19 protein-coding genes and 1 pseudogene are annotated in these 21276 nt (G+C 62.4%); 11 read left to right on the forward strand and 9 right to left on the reverse strand.

The features are described 5' to 3' along the window. Nucleotides 1-131: 131 nt before the first annotated feature. From ACX3OZ_RS09185 to ACX3OZ_RS09205, 5 genes are all read left to right on the forward strand, one after another. Complete coding sequence (locus tag ACX3OZ_RS09185) at nucleotides 132-1085, forward strand: amidohydrolase family protein (RefSeq protein ID WP_459104330.1); 954 nt, start codon at nucleotides 132-134, stop codon at nucleotides 1083-1085. 217 nt (nucleotides 1086-1302) lie between these two features. Continuing rightward, a complete protein-coding gene (locus ACX3OZ_RS09190; RefSeq protein WP_459104331.1) occupies nucleotides 1303-1764 on the forward strand; it encodes a tripartite tricarboxylate transporter TctB family protein in 462 nt (153 codons plus the stop codon). Nucleotide 1765: 1 nt separating this feature from the next. Then, nucleotides 1766-3268, forward strand: coding sequence for a tripartite tricarboxylate transporter permease (locus ACX3OZ_RS09195; RefSeq protein ID WP_459104332.1), 1503 nt, complete (start codon nucleotides 1766-1768; stop codon nucleotides 3266-3268). 43 nt (nucleotides 3269-3311) lie between these two features. After that, the gene (locus tag ACX3OZ_RS09200; protein ID WP_459104333.1) at nucleotides 3312-4289 is read left to right on the forward strand and encodes a tripartite tricarboxylate transporter substrate binding protein; all 978 of its coding nucleotides are present in this window, start codon (nucleotides 3312-3314) and stop codon (nucleotides 4287-4289) included. A gap of 155 nt (nucleotides 4290-4444) precedes the next feature. Continuing rightward, nucleotides 4445-6145: a GMC family oxidoreductase gene (locus ACX3OZ_RS09205; protein WP_459104402.1), complete on the forward strand. Its 1701-nt coding sequence runs from the start codon at nucleotides 4445-4447 to the stop codon at nucleotides 6143-6145. A 51-nt stretch (nucleotides 6146-6196) separates the two neighbouring features. Here ACX3OZ_RS09205 and ACX3OZ_RS09210 read toward each other — a convergent pair whose 3' ends face one another. Beyond that, the gene (locus ACX3OZ_RS09210; protein ID WP_459104334.1) at nucleotides 6197-7075 is read right to left on the reverse strand and encodes a LysR family transcriptional regulator; all 879 of its coding nucleotides are present in this window, start codon (nucleotides 7073-7075) and stop codon (nucleotides 6197-6199) included. A gap of 130 nt (nucleotides 7076-7205) precedes the next feature. On the opposite strand from ACX3OZ_RS09210, the pseudogene ACX3OZ_RS09215 reads away from it, so the two are divergent. From ACX3OZ_RS09215 to ACX3OZ_RS09240, 6 genes and pseudogenes are all read left to right on the forward strand, one after another. After that, nucleotides 7206-8132: pseudogene (locus ACX3OZ_RS09215) on the forward strand (NAD(P)-dependent oxidoreductase); the annotation flags it as partial. A 69-nt stretch (nucleotides 8133-8201) separates the two neighbouring features. Then, complete coding sequence (locus tag ACX3OZ_RS09220; RefSeq protein ID WP_459104335.1) at nucleotides 8202-8819, forward strand: glutathione S-transferase family protein; 618 nt, start codon at nucleotides 8202-8204, stop codon at nucleotides 8817-8819. A gap of 17 nt (nucleotides 8820-8836) precedes the next feature. Then, nucleotides 8837-9361: a GNAT family N-acetyltransferase gene (locus tag ACX3OZ_RS09225; RefSeq protein ID WP_459104336.1), complete on the forward strand. Its 525-nt coding sequence runs from the start codon at nucleotides 8837-8839 to the stop codon at nucleotides 9359-9361. Nucleotides 9362-9408: 47 nt separating this feature from the next. Continuing rightward, the gene (locus ACX3OZ_RS09230) at nucleotides 9409-10143 is read left to right on the forward strand and encodes a transporter substrate-binding domain-containing protein (protein ID WP_459104337.1); all 735 of its coding nucleotides are present in this window, start codon (nucleotides 9409-9411) and stop codon (nucleotides 10141-10143) included. A gap of 100 nt (nucleotides 10144-10243) precedes the next feature. Beyond that, nucleotides 10244-11218, forward strand: a complete 975-nt coding sequence (locus ACX3OZ_RS09235; RefSeq protein WP_459104338.1) for a Bug family tripartite tricarboxylate transporter substrate binding protein — start codon at nucleotides 10244-10246, stop codon at nucleotides 11216-11218. A 196-nt stretch (nucleotides 11219-11414) separates the two neighbouring features. Next, the gene (locus ACX3OZ_RS09240; RefSeq protein WP_459104339.1) at nucleotides 11415-12035 is read left to right on the forward strand and encodes a glutathione S-transferase family protein; all 621 of its coding nucleotides are present in this window, start codon (nucleotides 11415-11417) and stop codon (nucleotides 12033-12035) included. Nucleotides 12036-12095: 60 nt separating this feature from the next. Here ACX3OZ_RS09240 and ACX3OZ_RS09245 read toward each other — a convergent pair whose 3' ends face one another. The 8 genes from ACX3OZ_RS09245 to ACX3OZ_RS09280 all read right to left on the reverse strand — a co-directional run bounded on the left by ACX3OZ_RS09245 (nucleotide 12096) and on the right by ACX3OZ_RS09280 (nucleotide 21264). Beyond that, nucleotides 12096-12947: an SDR family NAD(P)-dependent oxidoreductase gene (locus tag ACX3OZ_RS09245; RefSeq protein WP_459104340.1), complete on the reverse strand. Its 852-nt coding sequence runs from the start codon at nucleotides 12945-12947 to the stop codon at nucleotides 12096-12098. A gap of 63 nt (nucleotides 12948-13010) precedes the next feature. After that, nucleotides 13011-14447 carry a 3-hydroxyacyl-CoA dehydrogenase gene (locus ACX3OZ_RS09250; protein ID WP_459104341.1) on the reverse strand — a complete coding sequence of 479 codons (1437 nt, stop codon included), beginning with the start codon at nucleotides 14445-14447 and terminating at the stop codon, nucleotides 13011-13013. A 10-nt stretch (nucleotides 14448-14457) separates the two neighbouring features. Beyond that, a complete protein-coding gene (locus tag ACX3OZ_RS09255) occupies nucleotides 14458-15456 on the reverse strand; it encodes an NADPH:quinone oxidoreductase family protein (protein ID WP_459104342.1) in 999 nt (332 codons plus the stop codon). 52 nt (nucleotides 15457-15508) lie between these two features. Then, on the reverse strand, nucleotides 15509-17014 hold the full coding sequence (locus ACX3OZ_RS09260; RefSeq protein WP_459104343.1) for a 3-hydroxyacyl-CoA dehydrogenase NAD-binding domain-containing protein: 1506 nt from the start codon (nucleotides 17012-17014) through the stop codon (nucleotides 15509-15511). Continuing rightward, nucleotides 17011-18177, reverse strand: a complete 1167-nt coding sequence (locus ACX3OZ_RS09265; RefSeq protein WP_459104344.1) for an acyl-CoA dehydrogenase family protein — start codon at nucleotides 18175-18177, stop codon at nucleotides 17011-17013. The genes ACX3OZ_RS09260 and ACX3OZ_RS09265 overlap by 4 nt, the downstream gene beginning before the upstream one ends. Next, the gene (locus ACX3OZ_RS09270; protein WP_459104345.1) at nucleotides 18177-18881 is read right to left on the reverse strand and encodes an SDR family NAD(P)-dependent oxidoreductase; all 705 of its coding nucleotides are present in this window, start codon (nucleotides 18879-18881) and stop codon (nucleotides 18177-18179) included. Before ACX3OZ_RS09270 ends, ACX3OZ_RS09265 begins: the two co-directional genes overlap by 1 nt. Continuing rightward, nucleotides 18874-19644 (reverse strand): enoyl-CoA hydratase/isomerase family protein, encoded by a 771-nt coding sequence (locus ACX3OZ_RS09275; protein WP_459104346.1) that lies wholly within the window; start codon nucleotides 19642-19644, stop codon nucleotides 18874-18876. Before ACX3OZ_RS09275 ends, ACX3OZ_RS09270 begins: the two co-directional genes overlap by 8 nt. A 3-nt stretch (nucleotides 19645-19647) precedes the next feature. Then, nucleotides 19648-21264: a class I adenylate-forming enzyme family protein gene (locus ACX3OZ_RS09280; RefSeq protein WP_459104347.1), complete on the reverse strand. Its 1617-nt coding sequence runs from the start codon at nucleotides 21262-21264 to the stop codon at nucleotides 19648-19650. Between the last annotated feature and the right edge of the window lie 12 nt (nucleotides 21265-21276).

Below are 21276 nucleotides of genomic sequence, written 5' to 3' on the forward strand. Positions count from 1 at the left end.
GCTCGCGGTGCATTTGCTGACGGCGGCCAGGCTGGCGGGCCATGGCAAGCGCCGGCAGGCTCTCGCTGGCATGCCGCTTGCTGTCCACCGGATCGAGGTTCAGCTTTCAGATCAACGGAGACAGCCCGCATATGGCATTGCTTGTCGGCTCATCGCCCACTGGTGCATCGCTCACATTGGACGTCATCGATACTCAGGTTCATGCCAATACCTATGGCCACACCCAGCGTGTGGTGGAACCGGCCGAGACACTCGAACTTGTTCGCGCCGCAATGGATGCGTTGGGGATCGATGGGATCGTTATCCACGAATATTCCGGCCGCGATGACAAGGGCCGGATGCTGCCCGGTGCGATTGATGCTGCAGACGGCGTCTGGCGCAGCACCCACGCATTCTCCAGCATGGCGGTCGCGGCCGATCCGAAGAGATTTCGCTATGTCGGGTCGATCGACTGGCGCGATCCGACGATGCCAGCCCAGATGCGCCATGCTGCGGAGGATCCGCATGGTCCGATTGCGCTGAGGCTTGTGGGGCGCACGCGCTCAAGCGTGGCCCATGACCCTGAGTTCGTGAATGGCGACATGTCGCCGTATTTCGAGCAGGCCGAAATCAACCAGATTCCGATCTTCCTGGTTATTGCGCCCAAGGCCGGGCTGGTTGGCAGATATGCCAAGCAGTTTCCTAATTGTCAGTTCATCCTCGATCACATGGGTGTGGTTTCAGGCGACGATCGACCGGGCCTGGTCGATACGCTGGATGAGCGCAAGCGTCGCTTCGACGAGCTGTTTCAGTTGGCGCGATACCCAAATGTCGCAATCAAATGGTGTCATCTGGAGCGCATCGCGGTCTCTGCCTATCCCTTTCCGGAATTCATGGCGAGCCTGCGCAGCGTCATTGATGCCTTCGGCGCCCAGCGCATCATGTGGGCCGGGGACCCCACTCAAAGCAATAATCCCAGCATGACTGCCTATCCGCTTAGCTGGGCGCAGACGCTGCACAGCATCGTTGACGGCCCTCTACTGACAGGGGAGGAAAAGGCTTGGATACTCGGGCGGACGGCTCGGACGCTCTTGAGATGGACCTGACGGCAGTTGTGAACGTGGCGCGTCTCCTTCACACCACATGCGCAGCTCAATGCTGAACAGGCGTCGGCCTGACTCGGTCGGCGGCCCGATCACAATCAGCGTGAAATGGCGGATGTTCGGCCAAAGGTCGCGATGAAGCCCGCGGCGGGGCCTTGTGGCATCAAAATTGCGAGGTTTCGCTGCAGGCAAACGGAGCGTGCACGAGGGGGCAGGGCTAATGGTGAAACGCGGGGACCTCGTTACCAGCGTGATATTGGTGGCGTTAAGTCTATACATCCTCACGAGCTCGCTCGGTTGGAGCTATTTTTCGCAGAACGGACCAGGGCCGGGCTATTTCCCCTTCTGGTACGGGTTGCTGCTCCTGCTACTCGCCATTGTCCTCGGCCTAAGGAGTGTTGTCGGGGTGCGCCGCGACCAGGCACCCAACGAGGCCGAGGATACTTCGGGTGCGTGGCGTTCGCTTGCAAGCTGCGGTGCCCTGGCTGTGGCGACACTCCTGATCTACGTCATAGGGCTAATGTCTAGTTTTGCCCTGCTGGCGCTGTTCCTGGTCAGGTTCATCTTCGGCCGGAGCATGAAGGAAGCGTTCGTGGTTGCGCTCGTCGGATCAGCCGTCCTTTACCTGATCTTCGAAGTCGGCCTGGGCATGCAACTGCCCGTCGGCATTTGGGGGATGTAGCATGGACGTACTTTCCAATCTGGCCCATGGCTTCAGCGTCGCTTTGCAGCCCGGCACATTGCTGATGGCACTGGTTGGCTGTTTTCTCGGCACATTAGTTGGCATTCTGCCTGGCTTGGGGCCGGCTGCCACGATTGCCCTTCTTCTTCCCCTGACGATCGGCATGGATCCCGCTTCCGCTCTCATCATGTTCGCCGGTGTCTACTATGGTGCTCAATATGGTGGTGCCATCACCGCCATCCTGCTGAACGTTCCTGGCGATGCGGCTGCCACTGTGACGCTGCTTGATGGTCATCCGATGGCGCGTGAGGGGCGTGCTGGTGCGGCCCTCGGCATTGCGGCGCTTTCATCATTCGTCGGGGGCACCATCGCGGTTGTCCTGCTGACCCTGATCGCCCCGCCGTTGGCCGAACTTGCGCTGCGCATGGGGCCCCCGGAATATTTCGCCATCATGTTTGTCGGGCTCAGCCTCGTGGTGGCCCTGTCTGGGGAAGTTGTACTCAAGGGCCTTATTTCGCTTTTGCTGGGTCTCTGGCTTGCCTCTGTTGGCATTGACATCCTGGCCGCCCAGCCACGGTTCACCCTAGGCCTGCCGCAATTGCTCGGGGGCCTGGATTTCACCGTCGTGGCGGTGGGGGTCTTTGCCATCGCCAGCGTTCTGGAATCGATCGGCGCTCCCAGGCAGGACAAGGTGTTTTACGCACCAAACAGTTTGCGCCGTCTGTTTCCCACAACGCGTGAAATCAAGGATTGCCTTGTTGCTTGGGTGAACGGTTCCTGCCTTGGCTTCCTACTCGGCATTCTTCCTGGCGCCGGCGCGACGATCGCATCCTTCATCAGCTATGGCGTACAGCGGAAAATCTCGCGCCAGCCGGAGCGTTTCGGCAAGGGCGCACCTGACGGGGTGGCCGCGCCCGAGGCGGCCAACAATGCCGCCGCCACCGGGGCCCTGTTGCCGCTGCTGTCATTCGGCATACCCGGCAGCGGCACCACCGCAATCATGCTCTCCGGGCTGTTGATGTGGGGTTTCCGGCCCGGTCCGATGCTGATGGTCGATGCTCCCGATCTGTTCTGGGGGCTCGTCGCCAGCATGTATATCGGCAATGTCGTTCTCCTGATCATGAATTTGCCGATGATCCCGATCTTTGCTCAGGTGTTGCGGGTCCCCAAGTTTGCTCTCTATCCGTTCATCTTCGGGCTCTCCATGGTGGCGACATTCGCGGTCTCCGAGCGCGTCTTCGATGTCGTGCTGATGGTAGTGTTCGGTTTTGCAGGCTACCTGATCGTTCGACAGAAATTCCCGCTGGCCCCGTTGATCCTGGGATTTGTTCTTGGCCCGATGATGGAGCGTAGCTTGCGGCAAACCCTGCAAATGAACCAGAACGACCTGGCAGTGCTGTTCTATCGACCGATCAGCGCAGTACTCGTTACATTGGGGATTCTGGTTATTTGTGCTCCCGTGCTTGGTTCAATTTTGAAACACAGAAAGCGTGCTCAGACGTAGGTAATAAAGTTCAATGTCAGGAGGAGTATCTATGAAAAGATGCATGGTTGTTTCGTTTGTATTGGTTGCCACCTTTGCAACCGCAGTTTCGGCCCAAGATAGCCAGCCAGCCGTGGGGGGGTGGGTGCCTACGGAAGCGGTCACGATTGTGACCCACAGTGCCGCAGGAGGGGGCAATGATCTGATTGCGCGTGAGATCATTTCGATCATCGCACGCGAAGACCTGGCCCCGGTCGATTTCGAGATCGTCAACATGTCTGGGGGTGGGAGTACGCTGGCGGTCCAGCATATCGAAAGTCAGGCTGGAAACGAGTACATGCTCGGCCTGGGGTCGAATTCTTGGATTACCGACAACCTGATGTATGAAGAAGCCCGATACGGGATGCAGGATCTCACGCCGGTGGCGCTTCTGGTCGAAGACCCCTTCGTGCTTCTCGTGGCAGCGGATTCTCCGTATCAGACGCTCACCGACTTCGTTGAGGCAGCGATTGAAAATAAGGGGGGGATGAGCGGTTCTTCGGGCGCCCTGTACTCCCGCGAGCATCTGATCTCTAACGCCATCATGGATCTGACTGGCGCCGAATGGAACGTCGTGGTGTTCCCCTCCAGGGGTGAACGCACCGCCGCCCTGCTGGGCGGCCATATCAATATTCATGCGACCGATGCGGGCGAAGCGCTGGAACTAGTCCGCAGCGGCCGGGCACGAGCCCTTGCCGTCATGAGCCCCGTCCGACTTGAAGGTTTCCCGGATGTTCCGATGGTCCAGGAAGTCTATGACATTCCTCACCTGTCACTGGTGCGCATTGTCATGGCTCCTCCCGCCATTCCCGATGAGGTGCTCAGCTACTATGGCGATCTGATCAAGCGGGTAACGGAAACAGAAGCCTGGACCACCTATGCCAGTGACAATGGTTTTGTTGCCGCCTTCCTCGGGCCAGATGAAGCCGGGGCGTTCCTGGAAGAGCATAAGGAAAACATTCGCGAGTTCTCCGTCAGCGCGGGTGCGACACTGGTCCGATAACGCAGCGTCGGTCTCCACCAGGGGACATAAGGCGCCCAGCCCCCCGGCCATGCTTGGGGGCTGGCCTCCATTGCGCGAGTGGGGCCGAATGCCCGTTTCCCTGAGGTCTTGCTACAGGGCAGAGTGGGCCGTTGTCTCAGCAAGAAAGAATGCAGATGTACGACTATATTATCGTTGGCGGTGGCCCTGCCGGATCGGTCCTCGCAAATCGGCTTTCTGCGCGCAGCGCCTGCAAGGTACTGCTGGTGGAGGCGGGCATGGATACCCCGCCTGGCGCAGAGCCGGCAGAGCTCCTCGATGTCTATGCCGGTCGGCTCTATTTCGATCCTCGGTTTGACTGGCCCGATCTCAAGGTCACCACGCAGGCGATTCCGCACAACCATCCGATGCAGCCGCCGCTCAAGAAGTATACGCAGGCGCGTGTGCTCGGAGGCGGCTCGGCGATCAATGGCCAAGTTTTCAACCGGGGCGCCCCGCATGATTTCGACGAGTGGGCGGCGCGGGGTGCGCAAGGATGGGGCTGGGAGGACGTGCTGCCCTATTTCCGGCGCATCGAGAAGGACATGGACTTCGATGGGCCGTTCCACGGTCGCGAAGGGCGCATGCCCATCACGCGCCTTCGGGAGAACGATTGGTCAGGATATACGCGCGCCTTTGCGGAAGCCTGCCGGGGGGCCGGCTATGCCTATCTTCCCGACCAGAACGGGAAGTATGAAGACGGCTATTTTCCGGTGACCTTCAACAATCATGCGGGCCGGCGCGTGTCCGCAGCGATGGCCTATCTGGATGCGGCGGTCCGCCGCCGCGACAATCTCACGATCATGACCGACACCCACGCCACCACGCTGGTGATGGAGGGGAGCCGCTGCGTCGGTATTCGGGCCATTATCGAGGGCACAGAGCAGGAGCTGCGCGGCAAGGAGATCATCCTGGCCAGCGGCGCGGTCCATTCCCCCGCGCATCTGCTGCGCGCCGGCATTGGGCCGGTAGACCAACTGAGCGAGCTGGGCATCGATATCGTGATGCCGCTGGAGGGCGTCGGCCGGGGCCTGATGGACCACCCGTCCATCGGGCTCTCGTCCTTCTGCCGAAGGGACGCCCGGATGGATCACAGAACGCCGCTGCATTTCCAGATGGCGCTGCGCTACACCTCCGACATGCCGGATGCGCCGCAGGGAGACATGTTCGCCGCCGCGCTGACCCGGTCGGCCTGGCATGCCGTGGGGGCGCAAATTTCCTCGACGCTGCTGTTCGTCAACAAGACCTATTCGGAGAGCGGGCGCGTCAGCCTGACGAGCCGGGACCCGTTAGCCGAGCCGAAGGTGGAATTCAATCTTCTCTCGGACAGCCGCGACCTCGATCGCCTCATGAGCGGGTTTCGCAAGATCGCGGCGCTGCAAATGAGTGCGGGGATGCGGGCGGTCACGGACAACCCGTTCCCAAGCGCGTTTTCCGAGCGGGTGCGCAACATCAGCCAGCCGACACTGACCAATCTGGTTCTCACCAGGGTGGCGGCGACCCTGCTCGATGGACCTTCGGCGCTGCGGCGCTTTCTGATCGACAATTTCGTCATAGAAAACTACTCGCTCACCGACGTCATGACCGATGATGCCGCCCTTGAGGATTTCGTGCGCGAGCAGGCCATCGGCGTGTGGCATGCCTCCTGCAGCTGCCGGATGGGTCGCGCCGACGATCCCATGTCCGTAGTCGACAACCAGGGACGTGTGCATGGGGTCCAGGCTCTGCGGGTGATCGACTCGTCGGTGTTTCCCACCGTGCCCTGCGCGAACACGACCTGGCCGACGATGGTGGTTGCCGAAAAGATCGCCGACATGATGATGGCGGACCCCAATTGAGGGCGGAAATGACTCCATGGGTAGACCAATTTCGTTCAATCGCCACACATCCTAAGTAGGGCGGAGCGAATTGACGAACGCGCGCGCCTCCTTAGAGATGTCTTCAAAACGCGAGCTCACCAGCCAGATCGCGAGCGGGATGTCGACATCGATGTCCTTGACGACCAGCCCGTTCCATATGGCCGGGTCGACAGCGATGCTGTCGACAAAGCCCACGCCCACGCCGTGATGGACCATGCTGCAAACCAGGTCCATTCGGTCGACCTCGATGACCGGTTTGACCTCGACGCCCTGTGCGGCCAGAGCCTCGCGGATGCGGACGTCGATCGGCATGCCGCTCTTGAACAGGATCAGCGGCACCTCGCCCAGTTGGGATAGCCGAACCACATCGAATTTTGCGAGCGCATGGTCCTTTGGTATCGCCAGCGCCAGCCTGCCCTCAAACAGCGGTGTGCAGATCAGGTTCGGGTGCTCGATATGCCATGTCGAGATGGCGAATTCGCTGCGTTTCCCGAGCAGTTCCATGGGGATGTCGTCCAGCAGCGCCGTCCTGAAGACAAAGCGTGACTGCGGAAACCGGGTTCGGTAGCGCCTGATCGCTTCGGGGATGACGTGCATTCCCAGCGAGGGGCTGGAGCAGAACGAAATGTCGTGCCGCGAGCGGCTTTTCAAGTTCTTGACCAGATCATTGACCTGAAGCGCCGACAGGTAGACGCGCTCCACCTCGCGAAAGATGATGCGCGCATCGTCGGTGGGGATCAGCGTTCCGGCGACACGGTCGAAAAGCGCAATTCCCAGACTTTCCTCCAGATGCGCTATCGCCCGGCTGACCACCGGCTGGGACACGAACAGCATGCGCGCCGCGCCGCTGGTGGAGCCGGTTATCATCACGGCACGGAAAATTTCCATCTGGCGAAGTCTGAACGCCATGGCGGCCTCCTGCTATGTCCTGATGCTATAACTACCACCAATTCAGAATTGGCGCATCCTCCGCCGAGTACCTAAAACGGTTTGAACAACTGGTCGGGCTTTTGGCCCGGCGGGCAGCCGAAGGGAGCGTGCGATGGCGGGCGAGGCAAAAGAAAAGGCCGTTGGATTCATTGGCCTTGGCATGATGGGCGGCGCCATGGCGCAGAACCTGCTCAAGGCGGATATCCCCCTCGTCGTCTACGATATCGACCAGGCCAAGAATGAACGGTTCGCAACGCTCGGCGCGCGGATCGCCAAGGGGCCCGCCGACGTCGCGCGTCAGGCAAGCATCGTCATCTCGATGGTCGACACGACGGCACAGGCCCAGGAGGTTACAGTGCTGTCGGGGGGCATCATCGATGGGGCGGTGGCCGGGGACATCGTGCTCAGCATGTGCACGATCGAACCCCTCGCGCTGCAGGCCATGGGCGATATTTTGGCCGGGCGCGGTATCGCACTGCTCGATGCGCCCGTCACCGGGGCGGTTGCGGCGGCCAGGTCGGGCACGCTGAAGGCGCTGGTGGGGGGTGACGTTGCCGAGCTTGAGAGATGTCGGAGCGTCCTGTCGGCCATGGCGAGCGAAATCATCCATGTCGGCGCGCTCGGACAGGGTCTGATCCTCAAGCTCATCAACAATATGCTCTACAAGGTCAATTCGATCGTTGCGATCGAAGGTCTGGTGCTGGGTATGAAGGCTGGCCTCGACCTCGAGATGATGGTCGATGTGATCGGCCGCTCGACCGGCAATAGCCCGGCCTTCGCCTATCGGGCGAACAGGCTCCTGAAGCGCGACTTTGAAGTCGGGGAGGGGGGCGCCAGGCTGGATGTCTCCTACAATAACATGGCGCTCGAATGCAGCCTCGCGCAACGGCTCAAGGTGCCGATGTTCCTGCCGGCCACCTGTCTTCAGATATTCGAGATGGGGCGCGCGGCGGGGCTCGGCGACAGCGATGCGACATCGCTCGTCACCATTTACGAAGAGATCACCGGCCTGACCGTTGGTCCCAAGCCTGCGTGATGCCACGAGGCGGGGCTGAGCTATCGGGCCGAAATGCGCGCAGGTTGCAAGTCGAAAGGGAGGGGCCGAATGCTGGTCGTGTGGGGTCGCCTGAATGCCGTCAATGTGCAGAAGGTGGTGTGGTGCTGCGAGGAGATCGGCATTCCATTTGAGCGGCATGACGCCGGGCGCGGCTTTGGCGTCGTCGATACGGCTGATTATCGGAACATGAATCCGAATGGCCGTGTACCCACTATCAACGACGATGGGTTCGTGTTGTGGGAGTCCAATGCCATTGTGCGCTATCTGTCGCGCAAGCATGAGCCGGCCGGGCTTTTACCCGCCGATCCGACCGTGGCGGCCCGCGTCGAGCAGTGGATGGATTGGCAGATCGCGGTGCTCTGGCCGCCGATGCGCAAACTCGTGCTGGCCCATCTGCAGCGGTTGGAGGGCGGGAACGATGCCCCCCCTGACGACGACCGGCTGAAGGCCGCCGAGGCGTGGCATCTGCTCGATGCTTATCTGCAAGACAATGCATTTGTCGCTGGCGACCGGTTCAGCATGGGCGACATCGCTCTGGGCGTCTGGGTCTGGCGCTGGGTGGCCCTGTCACTGGAACGGCCGGACCTGCCGAACCTGCAGAAATGGTACGCCAGGCTCGCCGAGCGACCGGCCTATCGTAAGACCGTCATGCAGCCGATCACCTGAACCAGGACCAGACGGCAATGGTTGGGACGACGATCGAAACAGACAGACTTTTGCTGCAAATCCCCCGGCGGGACGATGGGGCCCGGCTGTATGCGGCGCTGGCCGAGTCGGCTGCCTATCTCGACAATTGGCCGATCGGGTTTTCAGGGTGGCAGAGCTCTCTTTCACTGCCGGCCTGTGACGCATGGTGCACGGAAAGTCAGGAAAAATTCGCCGCAGGGGAGGCGTTCCGCTTCCTCGGATGCGCAAAAGACGATCCCGACCAGGTGGTATCGGTCCTTGAGCTTTGCCTCGACCCGCATGCGGCGGGGATGGTCGAGCTGGGCTATTGGGTGCGCCAGTCCGCGATGAAGAACGGCTATGCCAGCGAAGGCATCGCCGCATTGGCGGAATGGGCGCCCCAGCGGCTTGGCGCGGGCAGGTGGCGGTGCCGGATCAAGGGAGCCAACCGGCAATATCTTTTGGGGCTGGGTTTCCTCGAGAGTGAGGATGGCACGTGGATGTATCGCTCGACAGGACCGGCGGACGAGCCGCCCCGATAGTGACGAGCGGCACGGAATGCGGCTCTGGAATTGAAGTGGAAATGCCTATGAACCTGTCCCACCGATCCCTGGATATCGTCGACTATTTTGCGACTTCGCAGGTGAGGTTCGGCATCGCTCCGGCATTCCTCTATCGCCGCAATCCCGAAAGCGGCCTGCTGGAAGGATTTGCCATCGAGCTGGCCAAGAGCATCGCAGCGGATCTCGCGCTCGGGCATGACTTCGTCGAATATCTCGATCCTCATCAGCTCGCGGATGGCCTCAACACGGGAAGCTGCGATATTGCCCTCGTCATCGGCATCGACGCGAAGCGCGCCGAGCAGGTCGACTTCTCGCCGCCTTACCTCAAGGCCGACTATACGTTCATGGTTTCCCCCGGATCGAGCTGCCTTGACGTTTCCGAGGTCGACCGGCCGGGGCACCGCGTGGCGGTGGTGCGCAATCACCGGATGGATAGCGAGCTCCGGGGCAAGCTGTTGCAGGCGGAATATGTCTTTTTTGACACGCCCGACGAGTCGTTCGCCCAGCTCCGCGATGGCGGGGTGAATGTCGCGGCGGGAATTCGCCCCGGCCTTCTGAAATATGCCCAGCAGTTGCCGGGCTCGCGCGTTCTGTCGGGGGCCTATGGGGAAAACCGGCTGGCCATGGCGGTCACCAAGGGCAATGGAAGGCTGCGGGTCTATCTGGCGGATTTCGTATATGCCGCCCGCCAGTCGGGGCTGCTGCGCGATCTGGCCGAGCGGACCGGCCTTTCGGCAGAGCTCGTTGAATTCAAGGATTAGAACCGTTCGGCGGGGTCGATGGCATCGTTCTTGCGGCCCAACCCAAGCAAGCCCAGCAACTACCGGACTCTACGTGCATCATCAATCAAGGGAGGTATCAATGAAGTTTCTCAAACTATTCGGCGTCCTGGCTTATATCGGGGCGTTCCTGTCTGCCACGCCGCTGGCGCATGCCCAGGACTATCCCAACCATGTCATCAAGATCGTGGTGCCATTCCCTGCGGGCGGGCCTTCCGATGTCTTCGCGCGCCTGATCGCCCAGGCCATGTCGAACCGCCTGCCGCAGACGGTTCTGGTCGAAAATGTCGTGGGGGGTGGGGGCGTCGTGGGTGCCCAATCGGTCGCCCAGTCCGACGCGGATGGCTATACCCTTCTTCAATTCGACATCACCCAGGTGCTGCTGCCCAATCTGCGCACCGATATGCCATTCGACTGGAAGACCGCGTTCACGCCGGTGCAGGGGCTGCATCAGGCCCCGTTGGTGCTCGTCGCATCGAGCGGGCTGGGCGCGAAATCGGTCGCGGATCTGGTCGAGCGCGTCAAGGCGGAGAACTATAATTACGGGTCGGGCGGCAATGGTTCGCTCAGTCACATCGCCGGTGCGCGCTTTGCCCAGCAGACCGAGATTGGCGCGACCCATATTCCCTATAAGGGGCTGGCCGACGCTCTCACCGCCGTTCGTTCGGGGGGCGAGGTCAAATTTGCCTTCGTCAGTCCGTCCGATGCGATTTCCTTCGTTAAGGCCGGTCTGCTCACGGCGCTGGCCACGACCGGCACCGATCGCCTTGCAATTTTGCCCGACGTCCCCACGCTCAAGGAACAGGGGATCGATTTCACGGCAGCGGTCTGGACGAACTCCTTCGTGGTTCCGGCCGGCACGCCCGACGATATCGTCACCGCGCTCCGTGACGTCATCTCGGAAGCGATCCAAGATCCGATCGTGCAGGACAATTCGACTGCGCTGGGCTTCGAGCTGACCGAAATGGATGGAAGCGCATTGACGAAATTTTACACCGAGCAGCAGGCGCTCTGGGGCGAGGTTACCAAGAGCAACAATATCACCCTGGGTCAGTGACCGGCCAATATCGGGAAAAACGTCATAAAATTCGGTGATCGACTAGACACCTATCTCAGTCCTCCTTCAGGAGGAATTTTTTCCACTATGCTCGCTTGCATTGATCCAGATGCGGAGGGTGGCGCATTTTTTGCTGGGATTTGAGAGGTGTTTGGGGGCTCCTGCCGTCGAAAGCGTCCAGCCAAGGAGGAACGACATGAAATTCTACTACGAACGCGGCACCTGTGCCCTGGCAACCCACATTGCGCTGGAAGAGGCCAATGCCGGGTTCGAGGCGGTCCGGATAGATTTCTCCATTGGCCAGCAGCGGTCGGCGGAATATCTCAGCGTCAATCCAAAGGGTCGCGTCCCAGCCCTGGCCACAGCGCGTGGCGTCATCACGGAGACGCCGGCATTGCTCGCCTATATCGGCCAGACATTTCCCGAGGCCAAGCTGATGCCCGCAGATGACAGTTTCGTCTGCGCACAGATCAATTCCTTCAATTCCTATCTTTGCGCGACGATGCATGTGAATCTGGCCCATGCAGGGCGCGCGCCGCGCTGGGCGGACGATCCGGCGGCCTGGGAATCGATGCGGGCCAAGGTGCCTGAGAATGCAGTGGCATGCTGCGACCTGCTGGAACAGGAAATGTTCGTGGGTCCATGGGCGCTGGGCGACACCTATACGGTCGTCGACCCGTATCTCTTCACGCTGCTGAGCTGGCTCAAGCCGGATCGCTGCGATCTGTCGAACTATCCGATCCTGTCGGAATACATGACGCGCATGCGGGCCCGTCCTGCCGTGCAACGCGCGCTGGCGCGCGAGATGGCCGCCTGACGGCGACAAGGCAAATCGTCGCCGGGCCGCCCGATCCTGACAGGCGGCCCGGCGCATCGGTCAGTGAAACGTTTCACCGCCGCACACATTGATGGCCTGGCCGGTAATGTGCCTGGCATCGGCCGAGATCAGGAAAGCGGCCATGCCGGCAACATCGTCCGCACTGGCGACCCGGCCGAGCGCGGTGCCGCTGGCGCGCAGGTCCAGATTGCGCCTGGCCGCCTCTTCGAGGGTAATGCCTTCCTGCTCGGCCAGCAATTTTTCGCCAAGGCTGGTGCGGCCGGTATCGACCATGCCGGGGCAGATGGCGTTGACGGTGATGTTGTGCGCGCCCAGCTCGAGCGCCAGCACCTGGGTCAGACCATTGATGGCAAACTTGGTGGAACTATAGGCGGCGTGGTTGGCAAGGCCGCGTTTGCCCGACAGCGACGACATGATGATGATATGCCCCGGCCCGCCGCGTCCAACCATGTGGCGGGCGACTGCTTGCGAAAACAGGAAAGTGCCGCGCAGGTTGACGTTGACGACCCTGTCCCATTCGGCCGGATCGATGTCGATGACCGGTACCCGGTCGCGGCCGATGGCGGCGCGCGCGCTGTTCACAGCCGCATCGATCGAACCGAGTTCGGCGACCGTGCGTTCACAGGCCGCCTGCATCTGCTGCGCGTCGGAAATATCGGCGTGGATGCAGATGGCGCGGACCCCCAGCGCCTCGAGTTCACGCCTAACGTCTGCAATGCCCTTCCAGCCGGCCGCGCGCTCCTGTTCGGGTATCTGGGCCTCGCTGCGCTCGATGTCGAGCAATGCGATGTCCAGTCCTTCCCTGGCAAAGCGCAGCGCAATGGCGCGGCCAATGCCCCGCATGCCGTTGGCGCCGGTCACGAGCGCCACTCTCCTGGTATTGGATGCCATCAGATCGAATTCCTCCTCTAGTAATTGCTTGGCGGGCGCTTGAGGCGCCTCAAAATCGCGGTGTCAGATTCCCGGCGCGGTTGCGGCCAGGCGCAGGGCCAGCGAGGCGCGATAGCGTGGGTCGCCCGTCAGGTGATGGATGGCGTCGAGAACCTGGAGGATGCGCACAAGGCCGATCTCGCCGGCCCATTGGATGGGGCCTTTTGGATAGTTCACCCCATATCGCATTGCGGCATCGACATCGGCATGGCTGGCCACTCCTTGCATCACGGCCTCGTAGGCTTCGTTCGCCAGCATGGCGATGACGCGCATGGCCACGAGGCCGGGCCAATCGGGCAGGCGCGTGGCCTTGGTCCCCTGGGCCGCCAGCGTTGCGACAAAGCTGTCGAGGGCGGCTTGGGAAACGTCCGGCGAGGCGGCAAAGCCGACGCGCGTGCCGGGACCTGCAGGGTCGATCAGGTCATAGACGATCACCGGGCCTTGTTCCTGGGCGGCCAGCATAAGCGCGGTACGGCCATCGGTGGGCATCAACAGCACGCCGTCCACAATTGCGCGGACGCCAGGGACGAACTGGGACAGCGTCGCGGCGTCGCGTGGCGAGGTTTCGCTGCGCGGCCGCGGTTTGGCCGCGTCGTCCCGATAATCGTAGAAGCCCTGGCCGGATTTGCGGCCAAGTCGGCCGGCATTGACCAACTCGAGCTGCAGGTTCGAGGGGCGGAAGCGCGGTTCCTGAAAATAGGCGTCGTAAACCGAGCGGGTGACCGCATAGTTGACGTCGTGCCCGATGAGATCCATCAGCGCGAATGGGCCCATGCGAAAGCCCGCCCCATCGGTCAGCAGGGCATCGATGGTGGCCGGATCGGCAACCTGCTCCTCGCACAGCCGCAGGGCTTCGGCGTAATAGGGCCTGGCGACCCGGTTCACGATGAAGCCGGGTGTCGATTTGGCGTGGACCGCTGCCTTGCCCCAGGCCTGTGCCGTGGCGAAGACCACCTCTGCCACGGCGGGCGATGTGCCCAGGCCCGAGATGACCTCGACCAGCTTCATGACCGTGGCCGGATTGAAGAAGTGCATGCCGACCAGGCGGTCGGGGTGCTTGAGGTCGCGGGCGATCGCGGTGATGGATACCGACGAGGTGTTCGTCGCAAGAATGGCATCGGGGGACACGACTTCTTCCAATGCGGCAAAGACGCGGCGCTTGACGTCGAGGTCTTCGACAATCGCCTCGATCACGAGAGCAGCGCCGGCAAGCTGGCTTGCGTCATCGGCCACGGTAAGCCGGCCCAGCAGCGCATCGCAGTCGGACTGCTGCATCTTGCCGGTGGCAACGCGCCTTGCCAGTGCGGCCGCGATCCGCGTCTTGCCTCTGGCCGCTGCGCCATCGAGGGCGTCGTAGACCAGGACTTCATGTCCGGCCGCGGCGGCGAGCTGGGCTATGCCGGAGCCCATCGTCCCCGCGCCGACGACCGCGATCACTCCAGATATATTGATAGCCGGCAAAACGATGCTCCTATTGGTCTTGCGTGGTCAGGATGATCTTGCCCTTGGCGTGCCCATGCAGCACTGCGTCAAGCGCTTCCCCAAAGCGGGAGAGGGGCAGGGTTCGGGTAATCGCAGGCGCAATCCTGCCCGCGCGCCATAGCGAGAAAATATGCTCCTGGGCGGCGCGGACCCGGTCCAGCTGGCGTTCGCGATAATCCGTCCACTGGATGCCGCTGACGCCGATATTTTTGACCAGCAGGTAGTTGGCGCCGATCTTGGGGATGTCCCCCGAGGCAAAGCCGACGACGACCATGCGACCGCGCCATGCCATGGCACGCAGGGCGGCAGCGCTGAGATTGCCACCGACAGGATCGATGACCACATCAGCGCCACGACCTTGAGTGGCCTCGCCGACAGCATCGCGGAGCGCGTCGCGCAAATTCTCGCCGGTATAGTCGATGACGATGTCGGCACCCGCCTGCTCGGCGAATGCCCGGCCCTGACTGCCGCGCGCGGTGGCGATGACGCGGCCGGCGCCCAGTGCCTTTGCCAGTTGCATCGTCGCCATGCCGATGCCGCCGCCGGAGCCTAGCACCAGCACCGTCTCGCCTGCACCCAGGGCCGCGCGGTCGGTCAGCGCAAAATAGGCGGTCTGGTAAACCAGGCCCAGGGCGGCCGCTGTTATGCATGGCACGTCGTCGGGGATCGGAAAGCAGTATCGGGCGGGCGCCGCAACCTTTTGGGCATAGGTGCCATGGCTGGGCAGAACCAGCACTTTCTGCCCCAGTTGCAGCTTATCGACAGCTTCGCCCAGCCGGGAGACCCGGCCGGCCCCGCCCATTCCAGGCGAAAAGGGAAAGGCCGGGCTGTTCTGATACTTGCCCTCGATTTGCAGGCTGTCGGGAAAATTGACGTCGACGGCTTCGATATCGACGACGACCTCGTCCCGGCTCGGCACCGGGTCGGGGCATTCGCCATATCGGGCCTGGTCGAAAGGCGTGAATTGGTGGACCAGAACTGCTTTCATGACTGCCCATTCCTTGACCAGATGCGGGCAGGGGATGCCCCGGTCCGCCAGATCAGCCCTGACGGCCCTTGGCGACGACGGCACGCCGCGCCGGCGCGTAGCCCGGCTGGCCGGTCATGTCGTAGATTGCCCTCGTTACGTCGTGGTGCCGCGCCAGTCCCCCCCGGACGACGCGCTCGATGGGGCCATCGGGGTAGCCCAGGCCCATGCGACAGGTCTTGTCCATATCGATGGCGCTGGCCAGTCCCTCGTCGAGGAAACGCAGCGCGTCGTTGTATTTCGGGCGAACCAGGCGGTCGACGATGCGGCCGGCCTGGTCCGAGCACACGACCACATCGAAGCCGGCGACCTCGAAGATGGCGCGGGCCGCGGCGAGCGCCTCGGCCTGCGTGTTGGGCTGGCGCACCAGCTCGATGAGGTTGGAGGGGGCATCGTCGCCATTGCGGTAACGGGCAAAACCCACCGCGTTGGAGCCTTCGCGCCCCATGTCTTCGCCGGTATGCACACCCAGGCATTCCGTATCGAGTTCGACGAGGATCGCCGTTCTGGACGAATCGGGGACATAGCCGCCGCCCAGGTGAATGGTTACGGCTGCGTCCTTTTTTGCGGCGCCTTCGGGGAAGGCGTCGCCTTTCGGGAAGGAACGGCTTTCGGCCGCCCGCAGAATCGAGAATTGCGGCGCGGAGGTCGCCTTGCGGCTTTCGCTGCCGGTCAGCAGGCCGCGTCCCGACTTGTTGCCCAGCCTGCCGGCCGCCACCATGCGGCGCAGCAGGGGAGGCACCGAGGCCCGTCGATCGAGCGTGATCGGATAGAACGCCTCGCCCAGCCTGATCTGGGTATCCAGCCCGATCAGGTCCAGCAAGGTGCAAGGCCCCATCTTGTAGCCGAGCGCCGAGCGGATCGCGATGTCGATGTCTTCGGGGGTTGCCAGACCGGCCTCGACGGCGCGGATCACGTCATTGTTGAAGGGAACCAGCAAGGCGTTGAGGATGAAGCCCGGTTTGTCCTGCGTCTCGACCGGAAGCTGGCCGGCCGATTCCGTCCAGGCCCAGCTGGCCGCGAAGGTCGCTTCGGAGGTGTTGATGCCCCGGGACATTTCGACCAGCTTCATCAGTTGCGCCGGCAGGCAGAAATGCATGCCCACGACCCTGTCCTCGCGCCCGCAGCCGCTGGCGATCTGGGTGATCGAAAGCGTCGAGGTATTGGAGGCAAAGATGGTGCTTTGCTTGCAGATGCCGTTCAGCTTGCCGAACAGTTCCTGCTTGACCTCCAGCTTCTCGAAGATGGCTTCGATGACGAGGTCGCAATCGGCGAGGTCGGCAAGATCGGTGGTGTCCCTGAGGCGGGCCAGAGCGCGGCCGCATTCCTCCTGAGTCATGCGGCCGCGCTCTACAGACTTGCCAAAGAAGCTGACGGCGGCCTGGCGCGACTGCGCCAGACCCTGGGCCGACATGTCGAAGCAGATTGTTTCGAAGCCGGCGCGCGCGGCCACCAAGGCGATGCCCGCGCCCATGGTGCCGCCGGCACCGCAGATCGCGACTTTCCTGATTTCGCTCATTTCTGTCTGAAGCTCCGGCCAATCAACTGGCGATGGATCTGGTTGGTCCCTTCCCAGATCTGGGTGATCTTGGCGTCGCGCATCAGGCGTTCGGCGCGATAGTCACGGCAATAGCCATATCCGCCATGGAACTGGACGCATTCGGTGGTCATCTTCATGGCCAGATCGGTGGCCCGCAGCTTGGCGACGGAGGCCTCCATGCCAAAATCGGTGCTGCCGCCATCGACGAGTTCGGCCACATAGTCGAGCCAGCGTTCGAGCATCAGCAGTTCGCAGGCCAGGTCGGCGAGCGTGAACTGGTTGCCCTGGTAGTCGAGAACGCGCTTGCCGCCCTGCACGCGCTCGTTGCCATAGGCCACCATGTCCTTGAACGCGGCGCGGGCGATGCCGCGCGCGTGGGCGGCCACGGAGGGGCGCGACTTGTTGAGCGAGGCCAAAAGGATGCTCAGGCCTTCGCCGGGCTTGCCGATCAGGTTCGCGCGGGGAACCCGCACATTGTCGAAGGACAGGGCGCAGGTCGAGGACCCGTTATGCCCCATCTTCTTTTCCTTGGAGATGACGCTGAACCCAGCCGCGCCCTTTTCAAGGATGAGGGCGGAAATCGACTGCCTGGGATTGTCTATTTCCGACCACTTGCCGAACACCAGATAGAGATCGGCAACATCCCCGTTGGAGATGAAAATCTTGGACCCCTTGACGATGATGTCGTCACCCTCGGGGGTGAAGGTCGTCGCCATGCCGGTGGCGTCGGACCCGGCATTGGGTTCGGTGATGGCAAGGGCGCCCAGTCCGCCTTCGGCGATGCGGGGCAGCAGGCGGGCACGCTGCTCATCGGTGCCGAAATCGATGAGCGGCTTCATGCCGTGATAATTGGTGGCATAGATGATGCCGGTGGAGGCGCAGGCCTCGGCGATGATGGACACGATCTCCAGATAGAGGCGGTATGACATGAGCATGCCGCCGAATTCTTCGGGAATGAACATGGTGTTGAGGCCGAGCGCGTTGATGGCCTCGACATTGGCCCATGGGAACTCGCCCGTCTCATCGACATGGGCCGCGTTCGGCGCGATGACCTCGTCGGTCATGCGCTGGACCTGATCGAGGACCGCACGCTCGTCTTCGTTCCAGTTTCTGGCCTGGGCCACCGCTTCGAGCAATTTCATCAGTGGTTCATCCCTTGTCCGCCGTCGATGTAGATCGTCTCGCCGGTAAGGAAGCCGATATTTTCCGAAAAGATCGACGCCACCAGCCGGGCAACGTCAGAGGCCTGGCCCGGTCCGCCAACGGGAATACGCTGCGCCATCCAGGCCTTGACCTTGTCGCGGGAGAGATAGTCGCGATTGAGGTCGGTCTCGATGTAGCCAGGCGCCAGATTCATCGCGCGGATGCCGTCCCGCGCCCACTCGACGGCCATGCAGCGCGTCATGGCGGCCACCGCAGCCTTGGAGGCGCAGTAGGCCAGATTGTCGGGCACGCCCAGCTTGTCGAAGAACGAGCCAATATTGACGATCGTGCCGCCATTCTGCTTGAGGTGGGGGTAGGCTTCGCGGGCGGCGACCATGACTGCCGTTGCATTGAGCGCCATGGTCTGGTTGAAGCTTTCGGTTGTCAGCCGGGCAATGGGGCTGCCGATATGCACGCCGGCATTGTTGACCAGCCCGATGACCGGTCCGCGCGCCGCAATTTCGGCAAAGGTCTGCCGCACGGCGTTCTCGTCGGTCATGTCACAGGCCATGCCATGGCCGACAGCGGCAATGCCGGATCGCGACAGGCTGACCACGCGGAGGTCACGCGCGTTCAATTCGGCCGCAATGGCCGCGCCAATACCTTTGGACGCTCCGGTGACGATGATCTGACCTTCAGGCATCTTTGAAATCCGGTTTTCTCTTTTCTTCGAACGCAGCCATGCCCTCCTCGGCATCGCCCATGCGGTAGGCGAGCGTGGACAGGTCGGCCTCGATGCGCAGTCCCTCGACAAGGGAAACATCGCCGCTGCGCTGGATGGCGCGTCTGGCAAATTCGAGGGCGGGCAGGCTGTAGCCTGTGAACCGTCCGGCAAAATCGAGGCCGGCCTGCAGCAAATCGCCCTGGGCGATGGCGTTGACGAGCCCGATCCGCTCGGCCTCGTCGGCCCTGACGTTCCTGCCGGTCATGATGATTTCCAGCGCTCGCCCTTCGCCAATCAGCCGTGGCAGGCGCTGCGTCCCGCCATAGCCCGGGATCAGCCCCAGCTTGATCTCGGGGAGGCCAAAGACGGCATTTGGTGTGGCGAGGCGGAAGGTGGAGGCCAGAGCAAGTTCGGCGCCGCCGCCAAAGGCGTAGCCGTTGACCAAGGCAATCGAGGCGACCGGGAGGGTATCGAGCCGGGCAAAAACCGATTGGCCCAGTTCAGCGCCGCGCTTCTGGTCGACAAGCGAGCGATTGCGAAGTTCCTTGATGTCCGCGCCGGCGCAGAATGCCTTTTCGCCTGCCCCGGTGATCAGCAAGGCGCGGATGCCGTCCATGGTGGCGACCTGATCAAGGGCCGCCCCGATTTCATGCAGAATGGAAAACGACAGCGCGTTGAGTGCCTCGGGCCGGTTGAGGGTCAGAACCGCGCAATGCCCGTTGCGCTGCAGATCAATAGACATCGCTCAGGCCTTTCCCGCGACGTAACGGACGGGCTCGGGCGCAAGTTCGCCGCGCTTGACCATCGCCACCAATTCGCGCTTGAGAATCTTGCCACTGGCGGTCAGGGGCAGTTCGGTCACGGAAATGAACCATTCCGGCATGTCGAATTTCGACAGGTTCTCGGCTGCGAGATGCTTGAGCATGTCGGTCGAGGTGACCTTGCCGATGATGGCGAGGCAGACTTTTTCACCCAGACGCTCGTCAGGAACGCCAAAGGCGGCCGCCTTGGCGACGGCGGGATGGGTGAGCGCCAGCGACTCTATGCGAGCGGGGTGAATATTGTGGCCACCACGGATGATGAGGTCCTTGAGGCGCCCCTCGATGCGCAGATTGTCGCTCCGATCGAAGGAGCCGAGGTCGCCCGACATGAGATAGCCGTGCCGGTTGAACGTCTTTTCGGTGGCGGCCTGGTCGGCGAAATAGCCCAGCATCATGGCCGCGCCGCGGCCGCCGATTTCACCCGACTGCCCCTGGGGCAGTTCGCGGTCGAGGTCTTCGGGATCCCAGATCTTGACCGAATAGGCCAACCCGCCCCGGCCGCAGGTGGAAATCCACACATCCTTGGGGTCGTCGGGATGGGTATATTGATGGGACGAGCACTCGGTCATGCCGTAGATGTTCTGGGGCGCGATGCCCTGGTCGACAAAGGCCCTGGCCACCACTTCGGGGATCGGCGCCCCGGCCATGTAGAAAATTTCGACCTTTCCTATGCGGTCCATGCCGCGCGCCTTCTGCTCGGCAAGAATGTCCATGGCATGTGTCGGCACGCCGAGCACATAGGTGGCACCGGTCTCTACGATCCAGTCCAGGCGGGACGTGCCGGCTTGGGGATCATCGGTCACCATCTGGCCGCCACAGACCAGCCATTGGGCAACGGCCACCCAGGCAATGTGGTGGGAAAGCGGGCTCAGCGACAGGATCACGGTGCCGCGATGCAGTTTCCAGTCCCGCGCCAGATCGCGCGCATTGGCCAATAGCGTATTGCTCGAATGCATGACGCATTTGGACTTGCCCGTCGTGCCAGAAGTGAAGGCCAGATAGGCGATACTGTCCGGATTGCGGTGCGGTACCCGGTCCACTTCGATGATGCGCAGGGGGAACTGCTGGGGCATGTAGACCTTGCGCAGGAAGGGAAGCCGCGCCAGCATGGCGTCGAAATCCTTGTGCGCGCGGTCGGCGCCCCAGCCGGCCTCTGTCACCAGAGCCTTGGAGCCGAGTTCGGTCAGCAGTTCGACGATCTCGCCGCAGGTATAAGAGCGGTGCAGCGAGGGGTTACAGGCGATCCCTTCGCGCGAGCAGGCCAGAAAGGCGATGATCGCCTCCACCCGGTTCGACATCCAGATCGAGATGCGGTCGCCGGCGCCGATGTCGTCGTTGAGAAGACTGTCCGCCATCGCATCGACGCGCGCTTTCAGGCTGAGCCAGTCGAGCGTCATGCGTCCGTCCCGCACCGCGATGGCGGACGGCGTCCTTGCGGTATGTTCGGCCAGCAGTGAATAGAACGTGTCATCGGTCCACAGCCCTTCGTCGTAATACGACCGGGCGGCACCAGGATCATGAAGGGTTAGAAACGGCTTCATCGCAGGGTCTCG

The organism is Devosia sp. A369 (genome assembly GCF_054489345.1).

Coding starts and splice junctions, on each gene's coding strand:
- ACX3OZ_RS09185 (WP_459104330.1), top strand. CDS start 132: ATGGCATTGCTTGTCGGCTCATCGCCCACTGGTGCATCGCTCACATTG.
- ACX3OZ_RS09190 (WP_459104331.1), top strand. CDS start 1,303: ATGGTGAAACGCGGGGACCTCGTTACCAGCGTGATATTGGTGGCGTTA.
- ACX3OZ_RS09195 (WP_459104332.1), top strand. CDS start 1,766: ATGGACGTACTTTCCAATCTGGCCCATGGCTTCAGCGTCGCTTTGCAG.
- ACX3OZ_RS09200 (WP_459104333.1), top strand. CDS start 3,312: ATGGTTGTTTCGTTTGTATTGGTTGCCACCTTTGCAACCGCAGTTTCG.
- ACX3OZ_RS09205 (WP_459104402.1), top strand. CDS start 4,445: ATGTACGACTATATTATCGTTGGCGGTGGCCCTGCCGGATCGGTCCTC.
- ACX3OZ_RS09210 (WP_459104334.1), bottom strand. CDS start 7,075: ATGGCGTTCAGACTTCGCCAGATGGAAATTTTCCGTGCCGTGATGATA.
- ACX3OZ_RS09220 (WP_459104335.1), top strand. CDS start 8,202: ATGCTGGTCGTGTGGGGTCGCCTGAATGCCGTCAATGTGCAGAAGGTG.
- ACX3OZ_RS09225 (WP_459104336.1), top strand. CDS start 8,837: ATGGTTGGGACGACGATCGAAACAGACAGACTTTTGCTGCAAATCCCC.
- ACX3OZ_RS09230 (WP_459104337.1), top strand. CDS start 9,409: ATGAACCTGTCCCACCGATCCCTGGATATCGTCGACTATTTTGCGACT.
- ACX3OZ_RS09235 (WP_459104338.1), top strand. CDS start 10,244: ATGAAGTTTCTCAAACTATTCGGCGTCCTGGCTTATATCGGGGCGTTC.
- ACX3OZ_RS09240 (WP_459104339.1), top strand. CDS start 11,415: ATGAAATTCTACTACGAACGCGGCACCTGTGCCCTGGCAACCCACATT.
- ACX3OZ_RS09245 (WP_459104340.1), bottom strand. CDS start 12,947: ATGGCATCCAATACCAGGAGAGTGGCGCTCGTGACCGGCGCCAACGGC.
- ACX3OZ_RS09255 (WP_459104342.1), bottom strand. CDS start 15,456: ATGAAAGCAGTTCTGGTCCACCAATTCACGCCTTTCGACCAGGCCCGA.
- ACX3OZ_RS09260 (WP_459104343.1), bottom strand. CDS start 17,014: ATGAGCGAAATCAGGAAAGTCGCGATCTGCGGTGCCGGCGGCACCATG.
- ACX3OZ_RS09265 (WP_459104344.1), bottom strand. CDS start 18,177: ATGAAATTGCTCGAAGCGGTGGCCCAGGCCAGAAACTGGAACGAAGAC.
- ACX3OZ_RS09270 (WP_459104345.1), bottom strand. CDS start 18,881: ATGCCTGAAGGTCAGATCATCGTCACCGGAGCGTCCAAAGGTATTGGC.
- ACX3OZ_RS09275 (WP_459104346.1), bottom strand. CDS start 19,644: ATGTCTATTGATCTGCAGCGCAACGGGCATTGCGCGGTTCTGACCCTC.
- ACX3OZ_RS09280 (WP_459104347.1), bottom strand. CDS start 21,264: ATGAAGCCGTTTCTAACCCTTCATGATCCTGGTGCCGCCCGGTCGTAT.